This window comes from Paenibacillus sp. FSL R5-0749, from assembly GCF_038595085.1.
Lineage (GTDB): Bacteria > Bacillota > Bacilli > Paenibacillales > Paenibacillaceae > Paenibacillus.
This window is the reverse complement of record NZ_CP152005.1, coordinates 287,923-303,018: the sequence shown is the minus strand read 5'-3', so window position 1 is coordinate 303,018 and position 15,096 is coordinate 287,923. Positions and strand designations below refer to the sequence as shown.

Annotated in this window: 14 protein-coding genes; 8 read left to right on the top strand and 6 right to left on the bottom strand. The window is 46.4% G+C overall.

All coding sequences use genetic code 11. From position 1 onward, the window contains the following. Window positions 1-48: 48 nt before the first annotated feature. The gene (locus tag MKY85_RS01365; protein WP_311768645.1) at window positions 49-894 is read right to left on the bottom strand and encodes a PRD domain-containing protein; all 846 of its coding nucleotides are present in this window, start codon (window positions 892-894) and stop codon (window positions 49-51) included. Between the two features lie 331 nt (window positions 895-1,225). Between MKY85_RS01365 and MKY85_RS01360 the strand changes: the two genes are divergently transcribed. The 8 genes from MKY85_RS01360 to MKY85_RS01325 all read left to right on the top strand — a co-directional run bounded on the left by MKY85_RS01360 (window position 1,226) and on the right by MKY85_RS01325 (window position 9,760). Further along, window positions 1,226-1,762, top strand: a complete 537-nt coding sequence (locus MKY85_RS01360) for a sigma-70 family RNA polymerase sigma factor (protein WP_339239107.1) — start codon at window positions 1,226-1,228, stop codon at window positions 1,760-1,762. Continuing rightward, on the top strand, window positions 1,746-2,870 hold the full coding sequence (locus tag MKY85_RS01355) for a DUF4179 domain-containing protein (protein WP_339239106.1): 1,125 nt from the start codon (window positions 1,746-1,748) through the stop codon (window positions 2,868-2,870). The genes MKY85_RS01360 and MKY85_RS01355 overlap by 17 nt, the downstream gene beginning before the upstream one ends. Window positions 2,871-2,903: 33 nt before the next feature. Next, window positions 2,904-3,485 (top strand): VanZ family protein, encoded by a 582-nt coding sequence (locus MKY85_RS01350; RefSeq protein WP_339239105.1) that lies wholly within the window; start codon window positions 2,904-2,906, stop codon window positions 3,483-3,485. A gap of 7 nt (window positions 3,486-3,492) precedes the next feature. Then, entirely contained in the window at window positions 3,493-3,666 is a 174-nt protein-coding gene (locus tag MKY85_RS01345) for a hypothetical protein (protein WP_339239104.1), read from the top strand. A gap of 19 nt (window positions 3,667-3,685) precedes the next feature. Further along, window positions 3,686-4,318 (top strand): uridine kinase, encoded by a 633-nt coding sequence (gene udk / locus MKY85_RS01340; RefSeq protein ID WP_017691162.1) that lies wholly within the window; start codon window positions 3,686-3,688, stop codon window positions 4,316-4,318. 110 nt (window positions 4,319-4,428) lie between these two features. Further along, a complete protein-coding gene (csaA, locus tag MKY85_RS01335; RefSeq protein ID WP_339239103.1) occupies window positions 4,429-4,758 on the top strand; it encodes a chaperone CsaA in 330 nt (109 codons plus the stop codon). Between the two features lie 336 nt (window positions 4,759-5,094). Further along, on the top strand, window positions 5,095-6,366 hold the full coding sequence (locus MKY85_RS01330) for an S-layer homology domain-containing protein (RefSeq protein WP_342571602.1): 1,272 nt from the start codon (window positions 5,095-5,097) through the stop codon (window positions 6,364-6,366). 448 nt (window positions 6,367-6,814) lie between these two features. Then, a complete protein-coding gene (locus MKY85_RS01325) occupies window positions 6,815-9,760 on the top strand; it encodes a DUF5704 domain-containing protein (protein ID WP_342571601.1) in 2,946 nt (981 codons plus the stop codon). A gap of 168 nt (window positions 9,761-9,928) precedes the next feature. Here MKY85_RS01325 and MKY85_RS01320 read toward each other — a convergent pair whose 3' ends face one another. Genes MKY85_RS01320 through nikB form a run of 5 tightly spaced genes read right to left on the bottom strand, consistent with a single transcriptional unit; the run spans window position 9,929 to window position 14,976 of the window. Beyond that, complete coding sequence (locus MKY85_RS01320; RefSeq protein WP_342571600.1) at window positions 9,929-10,810, bottom strand: dipeptide/oligopeptide/nickel ABC transporter ATP-binding protein; 882 nt, start codon at window positions 10,808-10,810, stop codon at window positions 9,929-9,931. After that, on the bottom strand, window positions 10,800-11,597 hold the full coding sequence (locus tag MKY85_RS01315; protein WP_339239099.1) for an ABC transporter ATP-binding protein: 798 nt from the start codon (window positions 11,595-11,597) through the stop codon (window positions 10,800-10,802). Before MKY85_RS01315 ends, MKY85_RS01320 begins: the two co-directional genes overlap by 11 nt. Beyond that, a complete protein-coding gene (locus MKY85_RS01310) occupies window positions 11,597-13,189 on the bottom strand; it encodes an ABC transporter substrate-binding protein (RefSeq protein WP_339239098.1) in 1,593 nt (530 codons plus the stop codon). The genes MKY85_RS01315 and MKY85_RS01310 overlap by 1 nt, the downstream gene beginning before the upstream one ends. 14 nt (window positions 13,190-13,203) lie before the next feature. Then, a complete protein-coding gene (nikC, locus tag MKY85_RS01305; RefSeq protein ID WP_339239096.1) occupies window positions 13,204-14,037 on the bottom strand; it encodes a nickel transporter permease in 834 nt (277 codons plus the stop codon). Continuing rightward, the gene (gene nikB / locus MKY85_RS01300; RefSeq protein WP_339239095.1) at window positions 14,038-14,976 is read right to left on the bottom strand and encodes a nickel ABC transporter permease; all 939 of its coding nucleotides are present in this window, start codon (window positions 14,974-14,976) and stop codon (window positions 14,038-14,040) included. Window positions 14,977-15,096: the final 120 nt, after the last annotated feature.

Here is a 15,096-nt window from a genome sequence, read left to right as displayed (position 1 = left end):
AATCAGTAACAGTCCAATATGGATTATTCGGTTAGTTCCTTCACTAGTTCATTCCGTTGGTTCATTTGAGATCAATCGTTGAATATGCAAAATCAAATATAATTTTTCATCATCCGAACAGGTCCAGCCATAGTTATTTTTCAGGAAATCCGCAATCTTCTCCACACAAGCGAGTTCCTTCGGAAACTTCTCCTTCACCATCAGGAAAAGCGATTCATTCTCGTCTTTGAGCGATTTACCGCTCATCTGCCTCAGAATGAAATACCGAATATGTGTGGCAAAACGCATGAAATGGATGGAATCCTCTTGAAAGTCAATTTTGAGCGCATACTTGATCACGGACAGGATCTCGCCCGTAACTGTGGTTACCTTGGTGGTATCACTCATCTCTCCAGAGCCCACCTGGGCATTAACAAAATGCAGAGCAATCAGTGTTGTTTCGGCTGTCGGCAGAGCGATATCCGTTTTTTCCTGAATCAGCTTCAGCGCAGCCTCCCCCACCCGGGTCTCGTCCGGATAGAGTGTCCGCACTTCCCATTCCAGCGGATTTTTGATACGGATGCCTTCTTTGGTTCGGGTTAATGCAAAACTGATATGGTCAGACAGGGTGAGAAGCAGATTCGGGTTAAATGTTTTATTCAGGATCTGACTGCCCAGCTTGATGACTTCCTCCGCGAGATAAATATCCTCAATTGGAATACTGTTCAGCAGATCATACATCCGAATGTTCTTCGGAGCTACGAATATTTTTTCCACCAAGTCCGTCTCCGTCAGCTCATAAGGCGTTTTCAGAAATCCTACACCCTTACCTACAACAAATACCTCTTCGTTATGTTCATTAATAGCAATGGCCACGTTATTGTTTACTTTCTTGATAACCTTCAATGTTCTCACCCCCCAACAAAAATAAAAAAAGACCGAAAGCGATTACAGTTAAGCAATCGAATTCGGTCATGCCTGGTTTCCCCAGTAACAGTCCGTGTTATGAATATAAGTTTATTATAGTGCTGTTTTTGAAAAAGTCAATCATGCAATCTTCAGGATAAATCAACCTTTCTTAGCATTGAAGGGATCGTAGAGAACCGATACGTCATATATAACAACGCTCTTTTTTAAAAATTATAAAAAGAAAATGTGACCATATGCCCCGCCCGCCAGTCTAATTCATATCAAAACCAGCCAAGTGCTGACTTCATTCCTCCCAATACGAAAGGAGCTGTTATCCATGGATTCAACCGATCTCGTTAACCAGGCCATCCAAGGAGATCGTGAAGCCTTTATCCGGCTTATTCGAGACATTGAGAACGCTTTGTACAATACAGCAAAATCCATGCTGCGAAAAGAGGAGGACGTGGCCGATGCCATTCAGGAGACCATTCTGAACGCATATAAATCGGTGCCCACGCTCCGGGAACCCCGGTATTTCAAAACCTGGCTGTTTCGGATCCTCATCAATGAATGCAACACGATCCTGTCCCGCCGCTCTCTATCCACCGCTTATGCGGAGGTACCTTCAGAAAAGCGGGAGCATTCTAGTCCCTACGATGAGGTCGATATGCGAGAAGCAGTAGACCGACTGGAGGAATCGAAACGAATTGTAGTCGTTTTGCATTATTTTGAGGACCTATCCCTGCGTCAAGTCGCCGATGCGCTGAATATTTCCGAAAGTGCAGTGAAAATGAGACTTACTCGGGCAAGGCAGGAGTTATATCAAAAATTCAAAAATTTTCGGGAGGTAAACTTACATGTCAAACCCGTTTAATATCGATCAGGAATTAAAGAACCAAGCGAAGGAGCGTCCTCTGATGTCTGAACTTGTGCGTAACCGGATTGATGCCACACTGGACTCTCTGCCGGCTTCCCCAAACACATTAAAAACCGAACAAAATTTGCGCTCCAGTCGCCGGAACAAGCGATGGAACAAGGCTGCAGCTGCGACGATCGCAGCCGGAGTATTGGGCGTGACCGTATTTGCATCCGGCTTTGTGTCACCGGCCATGGCCGCCTCCTTGCGCAACATCCCACTTGTAGGAAGCCTCTTCAGCTCAATCGAAGCCGATATGGGTCTGCGAACGGCGGGCAACGACGGCTTGACTACCCCTGTTAACAGCAAGGTCGCTTACCAGGATGTGAAGCTGGAAGTCCTTGAAACGGTTTATGATGGTACCCGTGCTGCATTCCTGGTTCATTTCACTGCGCCGAATCTGAATCAGGGTGAATATGACAATGGCAAGGACATTGTGAAACTGAGCAGTGGTATTGAGAATGTCTTTTTCAAAGTCGACGGGTCCCTCTCGGATAGCGGTATGTTCTATAGTTCGGTAGGAGAAACGCAGCCGAATACACTGCTCTTTGAGCAGGTCATTTCCTCCGATCAGGGAACGGCACAATTGCCGGATCAGTTCGAGGCGAAGGTTCAATTGACGTTGCAAGGCATCGATCATGAGTTCGAGTTGACGGTTCCTTTTGCCAAATCAACAGAAAACGTTCATCAGGTTCTGCCTAACACAGCCATGACCAACGATGTGTATACAGCCGCTGTTACGGAAGCGGAGGTTACCCCTGTCACCACCCGCTTAACTACCGTGATTGGGTTGAACGATAAGAGTACACTTACGGCAAAAGAGGAAGAACAGCTGCGTCACATCGGATTCGCCGTCTATGATGATCAGGGGCGGCAGCTAACCGCTCTCAGCGGCGAAGGTCTATACGAGGGGAACCAACTGAAATCGGAACGCATATATGCCACAACTGCCAAGGATGTAAAATATCTGATAGTGAAACCTTTCAAGATCAAGGATGATTTTACGGAAGAGGTTAAAGACACTCAATTCATCAAGGGAATGGAAATGAAGATTCAGCTTCAATAGCCTGATCTCATTTCCTGGTGAAGGAGCCATCGCATGTCCATCCAATATTCAATCTCATCTCCCATCGTACTTGGTCCATTATTCGTTCTGGTCCTGCTCGCCCTGATGCTCCATGCCAGGGTGAGCAAAACCAGATATACGGTCAGACAATATGTGTCGATGCTCACATTTTCCATATATATGTTGAGCGTTATGCACTTTGTATTTTTCCCTATCGACGTGAACATCGGAATCTATGCCAATCAGACCCCATGGTATCAAAGCATTCAATGGATTCCGCTTCTGACTGCAGATGCACCAAGCTTTCTCCTCAACATTGTGCTGTTTATGCCACTGGGGTTCATGCTTCCTTTCATCAAGCCTTGGATTCACTCGATACGAACAGCAGCATTCGCAGGATTGAGCGTAAGTTTCCTCATCGAAATAACACAGTTGCTGCTCCGAGCAACCTTAGGCAACGGTCGCAGCACCGATCTGAACGATTTGATAGCCAATACAACAGGATGTGTTCTTGGTTATGTCATCCTGAATATGTTCACAAAAAGTTCCATCGGACAGCGCCTGCTGGCCCTATGGGAGTCACCACGGGGAGTATCATCCAAAGATATGCAGTAAAATGAATATGAACAAGCATAAAGCCCCTGAAGGCAAAACATGGTCCATGCACCAAGATGAAAAAAGCCGTCTGCTATGGTACAATGAAGGAATTGTGTATTCAGAGACAGACATGTGGATAAAGGCCATGAACGAAGGATTTCTGATGCGCTTTTATCCATTCATCATGCTGCCATTTTAGGGAGGCTTATGGAACAACCATGCTCATTATTGGTATCGCCGGAGGAACCGGCTCCGGTAAAACGACGGTAGCTCGCTCCGTCATCGACCGTCTGGGATCAGGTAAAGTCACGTTTATATCCCAAGACAATTATTACAAAGACCAGTCGCAGCTCACACCTGAGCAACGCCGACTCACCAATTACGATCACCCATTTGCATTCGATAATGATCTGTTGATTGAGCATCTCACTTTGTTGAAAAAAGGCCAAGCGGCGTATGCTCCCGTATATGACTTCACCATAGATAATCGTGCTGCCAATGAGACGGTTGAACTGGCACCGAACCATATTGTCATTGTAGAAGGATTGCATGTGCTGATTGACGAACATCTTCGCAGTCTGATGGACATCAAAGTATTTGTTGATACCGACTCCGATGTGCGCATCCTGCGCAGAGTACTGCGGGACATTGAAGAGCGCGGACGCACGATCCAATCCGTGTACAAACAATATCTCGAAACGGTAAAACCGATGCACGATGCTTTTATCGAGCCATCCAAAAAGTATGCCGATATCATTATTCCAGAAGGCGGACATAATGAAGTAGGTATTCAGATGTTATCCATCCTCACCGAGAAATATCTCACCGGGGAAAATTGGAACGGCGCTTAATTTGCTGCAAAGCAGCACAACAGAAATCCAGGTTACGATACCGCGTAATCTGGATTTTTTGTTAATTATTCATTTATAATAATCCCATAATTGAAAGGAGATCTCTCCCTATGGCTACTTTTGAAGAGTTCATGCAGCATGACATCCGGGTTGGTACAGTGGTGGAAGCCGAACCCTTCCCCAAAGCTCGCATACCCGCTATTAAAATGACAATTGACTTCGGACCACTTGGTCTTAAACGCTCCAGTGCTCAGATTACCCAACGATATACGCCTGACATGATCATCGGCAAACAAGTTGTTGCTGTAGTTAATTTCCCACCTCGCCGGATTGCGGGTTTTGTCTCTGAAGTACTTGTGCTGGGCGGCGTGCCGGGTGAAGGCGATGTAGTCTTGCTCACACCAGATAGCACATTGCCTAATGGAACACCGATAGCCTGACTTTATATTGAATAAGAAGATATGGGCTTTTCAAATGTTTGGAAATCGAGTATTCTTGATGTATTGATGGTTTATGAAGGAACTACATATGTTAAAGACCTTAAAGCATAAGGCTATGAATCTGCGGATTCGTGGCCTTTTTTTGTGTTTTTTTGAGGGAATATAGGTCTGGAGAATTAGTAAGAGTGGTGTGGAGGGGAGAAAACATATTGATAAATCATACCAACAGCCTAGTATTACATGGTAGAATATTCATTAATATCACAAATTTAGTATCTAGTAACCTAAATCGTACATACCAAATACAACAAACGACAATGGAGAGGAGTAAGATTCATGAAAAAAATGATGATTTCCGGCGCAACGGCATTGGCTATATTAACAGGGGGGATCGTAGGTTTTGGAGCCATTGGCAATCCTGTAGAAGCTGCACAAGCTACAACTACATTCAAAGACGTTCCGGCTACACACTGGGCATCGTCAGCGATTAATTTGGCCGTGGAACAAGGTTATTTCAAGGGGTATGCTGACGGGACATTTAAACCAAGTTCACCGGTTACCAAAGCTGAAATGGCAAGTATCCTGGGCCGTTTATCCGATCAGCCTAATGCATCGACACAAGAATCAAACAATTTTACAGATATACCCGAGTGGGCAAAAAGTGGTGTCTCTACGGCTATCGCGAAAGGCTTTATCAACCCTTCCAGTTACAAGGGAAAACTGGATGCACAGGGCGCTCTTCAACGAGGCGAGATGGCAACTTGGCTGACACAAGGGCTAACGGTGGTTGATCCCGAGTACGAGCAAGCACTCTCTGATGTGACCAACACCGTTGTGCCTGCAAAGGAATATTTCACAGGCAAACTCGCAAGCGCTCAAAAAAATGCAGTTGCCGTTGCTCTGGGAACAGGACTGATGAGTGTAGCCAACGATAAAACATTTGGCGTCGATCGTACGACAACACGAGCTGAAGTAGCTGTATTGATCGCACGTTATGCAGCAGTTGCGAAGACAAAACCTGCTGATTTTCAGGGGCTGAATGAGCTGCGAGCCGTGGGTTTGACGGGGACGAATTTGAGTATTATTGCGCCTAAGTATCAGAAAGCAGGACCAGGAAAATTTTCCGAATCGTATGATTACAGCAAAGTTACTGGCGATTTTGCGAAAGTTCGTAATCAAGAATTAGTTACAGTAACGAATTATGCAGATCTAAAGGTCAAGAATTGGATCATTGTGAATCCATATGTGAAAGAAACTGAGAGAAGTATCTACTATCCTGTTTTTGTTGATGAAAAAGATAGATTACTCAGAGGCGCTTATTATTCTTTTACAGAGTTTGATATTAGTATTAAAAATTCTATGAACCAACTGCAAGCTGGGAGTCTTATCAATTCACCAAGTATTAATGCCCTAACTTCTCCAAGCACCAAAGGTTTTAAAGAGTATGGACTCAAACATATAAATGACTTACTCGGACCCAAAGGCGTGTTTATCGAAAAAAAATCTGTCTATTGGGCTGATGGTCTCTTACATTTTGACAAGTCACTAAATCCTGGAGTACGCCTGACGCTCAAAGATGGAACAATCTATACTGTAGTTCCAAATTAAACTATGAAAAGGGTGTTCCAATGTGCGTTCCTATAAATTATCAAAGAAGTTATTGATAGGATTTACAATACTTTGCTTAATGTTCCCAACCCCTTCAGTAGTTCTGGCTGGAGGGGGGCCTGGAACAAAACCTGTTTTAGAAGCCTCACATATAGTACCTTCATCACCTGCAAAGTCACAGAAAAAAGTAATACCCGTTGAGGGTAGTGGAATGTCTAATATCGGTGTTTATGTTTACCAGCTGGATAATTTAAGATGGAGTGTAGATGGAGAATGCAACGGCCAAACATTGAGCAATAACCCCGATACCAACAAACCAAACTCATCATTAGTTTGCGTAAACCTTCCGCTAGATGCACCAAGCTACAAACCCTCTGAGTACTTTGATCGTTCAGGCCAGAGATATTCTAGAAATGAATTAACTTCCATCTCGTTAAAGCCCATGTATATGGATAACACACAATATTACTCACCAGGCAAACCAATCTTGGTTAGTGTGGAATCATTTGACGGAGATACGGTTAAATTCACAACTCAAATCGGAGGCGCTATTGAACCAATAGGTCACAGACCCTATAATCCACCTAAATACTCTGCTGACTATGTATTTAATACCGATATATACTGGAGTGCTTTAGCTGAAATAACCAAAGAGATCAACCTCTCCGCTGGAGGTCAACTTAGCTTGAACCAGTCCAAACAATTGAATGCAACCGTCAAAACCAAAAATGGAGATGGAAACTTTGGAGCAGAGACCAATGTGAATACCGGCAGCGGTGGTACAACGACTTGGGAATCTTCCAATCCTGGTGTCGCTACGGTTAGTAACTCCGGATTAGTTCAAGCCGTCAGCAGAGGAACAACAACTATCACCGTATTGTGGAAGAAGGATGATTTTGAGCTAACTACCACAACCAACATTGGCGTTGAAGAAGATCCGGGCCCTGGAGGTGATGGTGACGGTAACGGGGGCGGTGGTGGAGGTTGCACACCAACGATTGGACCACCTTCAGGTGGAACCATCATGAGCATGAATGATCTCGATCCAAATGCCAACGGAGTTATTAAGTCAGATAACAGAGATAATGAGACATTCAATGTATTAAAAGGAATCCCTACTTCCGAATCACTCTACACAAATGCCTTTGCTGACAATTATCTATTTAAACATGCCTGGGCGAAAATGAGCGGTAAAGTTACATACAACTGTAATGTCACCATCTCGTACGACAGAGAGTGGACAGTACCTGGACCAGAGGAATGTGATGATGATGGTTGTAGACCAGGGACACCTGTACCTGCGAACGACACGGTACCCAAGCCATACAACTTCCAAATCACAAGAGACTACTCCTACTGGAAAATTAATAACTTGGAAGTATACAAGATCGCTAAAGCAACCATGAACAATTACGCTTTGCCCGGTGAGACCGTTACGATGAATCCATCAGGTTACACACCACCAACACTGGAGTCTAAAAATGATGAATCCGTAGAAAGCCATGTACGACCAGGGCAAACCACTTCAATCTCATATGCTCCACCCAAACTTACAGGAGGCTTGAACTCTCCACCCAGTGTACCTGATGATACATCACGGTTAAAAGGGATGGCTGAAACAAACACACCTCAAAGTAAAGTGAATAATGATTTGGTGAAGTTCAACAACACAACCATTATGAATGATGTAGAAGCAACCAAGGATGGACCAACGCCATCCAACATTCCCAATCCAACGACGATTGGTCGCGATGTCTTGTACAAACCGGGGAACATGATCAGCAATTCCCTGTTGAATAAAGCCAGCACAACGAGTTCGGGCGAGATCTATTATGATTTGCTACCCGGTAACGTGAACGGTGGTGCCAATAAAATATTGCCGATTAATGGTATCAACACCGTTACAGTTCACACCCCTGTTGTTAACTACGCCTGGGTGTCGGATGATCAGCCACATAATCAGAAAACGATACCGGACGCAACCAGCGCCGCACTCATTTTGGAACGTCCATTCATTGTGCGAATCCCTACATCAGGACAGCACTTGGATGCAGCAAGTTATCCCGGTTATGGGAATCGGGACTATGCCAAATATTTTCGAATTAAACAGGTGCAATTCCCGTTTGATGTCTACAACGCAGACCGGAGTCAGTTTATTCCCGCCAAGACATGGGTCGATATTCCGGTCAATCAACTGGATACCACATTCTATCTCCCTGTGTGGGTAGACGAAGGGAAATATCATATTACATTCCGCAATATTGCAGAGAATGCGCCTGCAAACTTTACCGAGCAACAGGATGCCAATACTAATCTGGCGCATCATGTTGCAGCAGACACCGTGCCGGTAGATGTCATCGGAAGGTTATATGATTTTCACGTCACGGATATCTCTGATTACAACTGGGAAAATGTATTTCGCAAGCGACTGGGCAGTCCCGAATCAACGGGCCTTAGCTACTGGGCTGGAATGAATAGCATCGATGGTGATCCGCGGGGTAACCTGGCTCCATTTGTATTACCCATTCGACCAGGAATCCATCCAGTGCAGGGATTCGCTAACGCAACTGTAAAGACAGGGTACCATTTCAAGTTCGATCTGAAGACCAAGGGCAATATGTTTGGCAAACAGGATGGTATTCGAATTACACCCACTTTTGCTTTTGTGAGTAAAGACGGTTCTTCCCGGCAAGAAGTAGATCTGTACTATCATCGAGGCCAGGAACGCCTGATTCGCATTGGATCGGCACAGGATCTGGAGAAACGATTTGTTGTCCTGAACTCACGTCTTCGGAATGTTCCCGGCACAGAGTTAGGCGATACCGCACGTTATCAGTATACTTATGAACTGTCAGCGGAAGAACGCAACCAGCGTACGTTGGCGGAACATATGGTTCAACTGGTCGATCAGACTTCCCATCAAAAAACATGGGTGGGTCGTTATGACTGGATGATCCTGTCTGCTCCAATTCGGACACTCATTGGACCCAAAACGGACATTCCTTCCGGGGTCAATGTAGACCGGGCTAATGCAGCAATCCAGCGCTGGTACGGGGAGTACAGCTTGCCTGCGGATGTATATGCCGTACCAAAAGGTATTGATCTGGAGCCCCTCGCCCGACAGAATCAGCTGGATGAGAAATCGAATATTTTTCTGAAGAATGGTTATATCGTGGTGAACTTCAATATGGAGAGCTTGCGGAATGGAACTACAGAGACACCCCATCTGCAATACATTCATGCACCATTGATGAATCAGTGGCAGATGGAAGGTTTCAACAAAACGCCATCAGACGTCCAAGGCAGAACCTGGCCTCTGAAGGATGGTGATATTGTCTTTTACCATGCTGATCAGTCCAGCCGGAATGATTTCCAATCCCAGGTACCACACTAGTTCGGGATCACCCAATAAAAAACAATCACGTCCCAACTACACACAACGTTCCTGTTATACCACAAAAGGGTTACCCTAAAAGTCATCTGTGAACTTCTGGGGTAACCCTTTTCGCATCATTCTATTGATATAATCTAATCAGACCATGACGAAAAGCCGCCATTGGTATTATCCTGAAAGAACCTTCTGAAAAACCTCCACCTTCTCCTGCTCCTGCTCTTGTTCTTGCTCCCGTTCCTCGTCCCGCTCCTGCATCTTATACTTCATTTCTCTCACGGACAACACCGAGGCCATCAGGCTCTGGGTATAGGGATGATTCGTTGAACTAGCCAGCTGTGAACTCTCTACAACTTCGACCACCTCACCCTGGTACATGACGGCAATTCGGTCGCTCACTTGCTGGACCACTGCAAGATCATGCGATATGAAAATAGATGAGATTCCTGTTTCTTTTCTCAACTCCACCAACAAATCCAGGATCTGCTGCTGAATGGAAACATCCAGTGCCGAGGTGGCTTCATCGAACAGGATGATGTCCGGCTCTACTCCAATCGCACGAGCAATGACTGCTCTTTGCTGCTCTCCCCCGCTCAGTTCATGCGGATATTTATCCGCCGTAGCGGCAGATAATCCTACCCGTTCCAACAGCCTGAACACTTCCCGATCCGCTTGTTGGCCCTTCATTACTTTATAATTAATGAGTGGCTCCCGAATAAAAGCTCCAATCTTCATTCGCGGATTAAAGATAGCCGAAGGCTCCTGAAAGACCATCTGAATCTGCTTTCGTTGCTGGCGTAACACATTCCCATTCAATCGAGTAATATCCTGTTGACGATATTGAATCTGCCCTGAAGTCACTCGCTCCAAATGGGTTACACATCTCGCCAGTGTGCTCTTCCCGCTACCACTCTCCCCGACAATCCCCAGACATTCCCCGGGATACAGCTGCAAATGAACAGATTTCAGTGCATCCACTGCCCTGTGTCCCTTTAACTCATAGGTTTTGCACAGATTTCTCAGTTCCAGAATCGGTAACCCCTTATGAGCCATGAACATTTCCCTCCAATTCAGGTACAGCACTCAGCAGCTTGCGAGTGTATTCATGCTGAGGATCGGATATGACGCGGAAAGTATCTCCCATCTCAACCAATATACCGTCCTGCATCACACCAATTCGGTCTGCCATATGCGCTGCAACGGCAATGTTATGTGTTACGATAATCATGCCTGTCCCTTGACGGGAACGAAGTTCGCTCAATCGGTTCATCACTTCATTCTGTGTCGTCACATCCAGCGAACTCGTCGGCTCGTCCGCAAGCAGAAGCTCTGGTTCCATCGTAACCGCCATGGCAATCGCTGTGCGCTGTTTCATGCCTCCACTAAGCTGCGAAGGGTAGGAACGCATAATCCGTTCGGGATCATCCAGTCCCATGTCCGCGAGCATACTCTCAGCCAGAGTATAAGCTGCTTTTTTGGACAAGGTAAAATGAGTTCGAATCGCTTCAATATACTGACTGCCGATGCTGCGAATGGGATTAAGATAGGAACCACTGTCCTGAAACACCATAGCAATCCGCTTTCCGCGTACTCCGCCCCAATCAGACTGTGAATCACGCAATAGCACTTTATCCTGAAAAGAGATCACTCCCCCGGTGTATTGACCACCTTCAGGTAACAAGCCAAGCAAAGCCCGAATAAGGGTCGACTTTCCGCTACCACTTTCACCTACAATCCCGATAATCTCTCCCTTATTCATGGAGAAGGACAGGTCCCGTAGAGCCAGAGAATCCCCCTTGTAGGTTATGGACAGATGATTGACACTAAGCAAGGGCTCCATTACTGCCCAACCTTAATATTACGATCCAGCAGGTAGAAGTCGATGGGATACATCGTCGCGCCTTGCACGGTACTTTTACTTACAATATTAATCGGGGTATAGGTCAAAAACATATAGGCTGCATCATCCAGAATCATCTGCTGTGCCTCTGCTGCAAGGGCATACCTTTTCTCCACGTCAAACTCGGAATGAAGACGAGTAATTACCTCATCCAGCTTCGGATTGCTATATCCGCCCACATTCCATTCCGCACCCGTCATGAAGTAGAAATCCAGAATATACTGCGGGTCACCCGTGATGCCTGTATTAATACTGGTCAAAGCGAGGTCGTAATTTCCGCTCTTCTGATGATCGGTTAGATCCTCATAGGAGGTCATCTCCACTTGAACGCCAATCTCTTTAAGCTGGGACTGCATTGCAGCAGCCACAATCGAATCAGACTCGTAAGCGGAGTTCAGAATCAGCTGTAGCGACAGCTTCTTGCCATCTTTTTCACGAATGCCATCGCCATCTGCATCCCTGTAGCCAGCCCCATCCAGCAACTGTTTGGCTTTCTCCGGTTCGTAACCATACCCTTTGATCTTGTCATATCCAAAAGGCAGCGCCGAGGTAAATGGACCTTTAGCCGCCTGACCTCCCACCAGCGTATTGGCATACATCTCCCGGTCTACACCATAAGAAATCGCTCGGCGAACCTCCGGATCACTCAGTAGCGGTTTGGTTGTGTTAAACCATACAAACTGGGTACGCAGGCTAGGAATTTCATCAATGGTGTATTGACTCTTGTCCTGGAATAACGTCAAATTGCTACGTCCCACGTTACTGGCTACATCAATCTCTCCAGACTGCAGGGCAAGGGCACGTGTGCTATCATCCTTAATATATTTCAACGTCAATGTGTCTACATCTGCCGCACCGCCCCAGTACCCGTCATACTTTTTCACCTGGATCTCCTGATCCGGCGTATAACCTGTCACCATAAATGGCCCCGTGGCGATAGGCTTGATCTTGAATTTGGATGTATCTGCACTCGTATCCACAATGACAAACAGTGGCTCGGCAATATTACCAAGCAGGGACGCATAAGGCTCTTTCGTTCTAATCGTCAGATCTTGTCCTTCAGCAGTCATTGAGGCTACGGGCACAGTTGCTTGTCCTCTTTCATTTAACGCGATGGAACGTTCTATCGATTTTTTCACCGCGTCGGCAGTTACCTTATTTCCGTTATGAAAAGTTACACCTTCTCGAATATGAAAGTGCCAAGTCATGTCATCCACTCGTTCCCAAGAATCTGCAATTTTAGGGACCAGCTTCATATTCTCGTCAAACTGGATCAGTGTCTCCCCAATCGCTGCACGCGTCAGCGTCCAGCCATTCCATTCTTCTGCCGGGTCCAGACTGCTGCCAAGCCAGAACAGAGCCACATTCAAATGAGTTGGTGTACTTGTCGAACCCTTGTCCGTACCCGCCGACTTCTCCATTGCACCAGACGAGGTCGATGGATTATTGGCGGTGCCACAAGCTGCAAGCAAGAACACAACCAACATGGATATGAGGGTGAGCAACATTGATTTTTGAAAATTCCTCTTCATTCTGGTTCCTCCAGTTAAGCAGTATTTTTCTTGGGATCAAGCACATCTCGCAGACTGTCTCCCAGTAAATTAAAAATAATGACGGTGCTGAATATCGCCAGACCTGGATAAACCAACAGCCATGGTGCAGTCTGCAGATATCTTCTGCCTTCATTTAACATGGCCCCCCACTCGGGGTTCGGTGGCTGCGCGCCAAGCCCAAGAAAGGACAACCCCGAGATGGACAGCATCATGCCTCCCACATCCATCATCGCCATGACGATGATTGGAGACATCATATTGGGCAGGATCGTCCTGCCGATGATCTGTATTTTACGTGCTCCGCTGAAAGCAGCGGCAGCGACATACTCCTTTTGCTGAAGGGAAATCACCAGGCTTCTGGCCATCCTTGCATACTTCGCCCACCAGACAACCGACAGTGCCAGAACCGTATTGAACAATCCCGGCCCAAGCATCCCCACCACAGCGATCGCAAAAATAAGCCCCGGAAATGCCATTAATGTATCAGACAGGCGCATGAGCACCATATCCGTCACCCCCCGAGCGAAACCGGCGATGACTCCAATCGTTACACCTAACACAAACACGATGCCAATCATCATAAAGGTGAGCAGCAGCGAGGTACGTGCACCGTACAGAAGACGAGATAATACACAGCGGCCCAGTTGATCGGTTCCAAGAGGATACTCGGCGCTGGATGGCTGCAACACTTTGGCAAAGTTCGTTGCAAGTGGGTCGTGTGGTGCAAGCAGCGGTGCAACCATGGCAAGAATAATCCAGAAGGCGGTCAGAGACAGCAGGAAGGTGAACCAGCGATTCTGCAGTAATACCAGTCTGAAGGCTCTCATCTATATATCCACATCCAGTCGGATTCGGGGATCACGAAGATGAGTCCATATATCAACCAGCAGATTCAGGGCGACATATATGATCGCCATCCAGATGACATATCCCTGAATCAGCGGATAATCCCTTGTGAAAATCGCATCTACAGCCATCTGTCCAACACCCGGCCACACAAATAAACTTTCCACAATCGCTGCACCACCTAACAAAGCACCTGTTGTCATACCCATAAGGGTAACGATCGGCAGCAGGGCATTGGGAAGAATATGACGAAAAATAATGATCGATTCCTTCACACCTCTGGATCTGGCTCCGATCACATAGTTCTGGCTTGTCTCCTCAAGCAGGATCGCACGAATCTGTCTGCTGTACTGGGCAACAAGTGGAATCGCGAGTGTACATGCAGGTAGAATCAGGCTGTACCATCCGGAATTGCCCATCACCGGCAGCAGCTTCAGCTGTACGCCGAAGACCAACATGAGCAACATACCCAACCAGAAGCTGGGCATCGATAATCCGGCAAAAGAGAACAGACGAATGACGTGATCAAGCCATTGGTTACGATAGACAGCCGACAGCATCCCCAATGGAAAGGAAACCAGTATAACCAGAAACATGGCGCTTCCTGTTAGCCAAAGCGTTGCCGGGAGCCGTGCCATCAGCACGTCCAGCACTGGACGATTGTATTTATATGATGTACCGAAGTCCCCAGTCATCACCTGTCCCAACCAAGTCCCGTACCGATAGAGAAAGGGCTCGTCCAATCCAAGCTCCGACCTCACCTGCCTGACCAGCTCATCAGATGGCGTTACCCCTGTAGACATAAGCATAAGTCTGGCTGGATCTCCAGGAGACAGGTAGGTTAGCAGGAACGTCAGGAACGTGATGCCGAACAATACGACTACCAGTTGCATTAATCGTTTAATGATATATCTGCTCACGTGTTCAAACGTCCTTCCCCAAAACTTTATGTATATGCCATGATGTTCTCCGTCCATAGCAAAAAAGGCGTCCCTCTCCGTGTTACTGGATGAGGACGCCTTAAATAAACAGATTTTCAG

Excerpts from the sequence above, each read along its gene's own strand:
- nikC (WP_339239096.1), bottom strand. The coding sequence starts at position 14,037 with ATGAGAGCCTTCAGACTGGTATTACTGCAGAATCGCTGGTTCACCTTC.
- udk (WP_017691162.1), top strand. The coding sequence starts at position 3,686 with ATGCTCATTATTGGTATCGCCGGAGGAACCGGCTCCGGTAAAACGACG.
- MKY85_RS01320 (WP_342571600.1), bottom strand. The coding sequence starts at position 10,810 with ATGGCTCATAAGGGGTTACCGATTCTGGAACTGAGAAATCTGTGCAAA.
- MKY85_RS01315 (WP_339239099.1), bottom strand. The coding sequence starts at position 11,597 with ATGGAGCCCTTGCTTAGTGTCAATCATCTGTCCATAACCTACAAGGGG.
- MKY85_RS01310 (WP_339239098.1), bottom strand. The coding sequence starts at position 13,189 with ATGAAGAGGAATTTTCAAAAATCAATGTTGCTCACCCTCATATCCATG.
- MKY85_RS01345 (WP_339239104.1), top strand. The coding sequence starts at position 3,493 with ATGAACAAGCATAAAGCCCCTGAAGGCAAAACATGGTCCATGCACCAA.
- MKY85_RS01330 (WP_342571602.1), top strand. The coding sequence starts at position 5,095 with ATGAAAAAAATGATGATTTCCGGCGCAACGGCATTGGCTATATTAACA.
- MKY85_RS01360 (WP_339239107.1), top strand. The coding sequence starts at position 1,226 with ATGGATTCAACCGATCTCGTTAACCAGGCCATCCAAGGAGATCGTGAA.
- MKY85_RS01325 (WP_342571601.1), top strand. The coding sequence starts at position 6,815 with ATGGATAACACACAATATTACTCACCAGGCAAACCAATCTTGGTTAGT.
- csaA (WP_339239103.1), top strand. The coding sequence starts at position 4,429 with ATGGCTACTTTTGAAGAGTTCATGCAGCATGACATCCGGGTTGGTACA.
- MKY85_RS01350 (WP_339239105.1), top strand. The coding sequence starts at position 2,904 with ATGTCCATCCAATATTCAATCTCATCTCCCATCGTACTTGGTCCATTA.
- MKY85_RS01355 (WP_339239106.1), top strand. The coding sequence starts at position 1,746 with ATGTCAAACCCGTTTAATATCGATCAGGAATTAAAGAACCAAGCGAAG.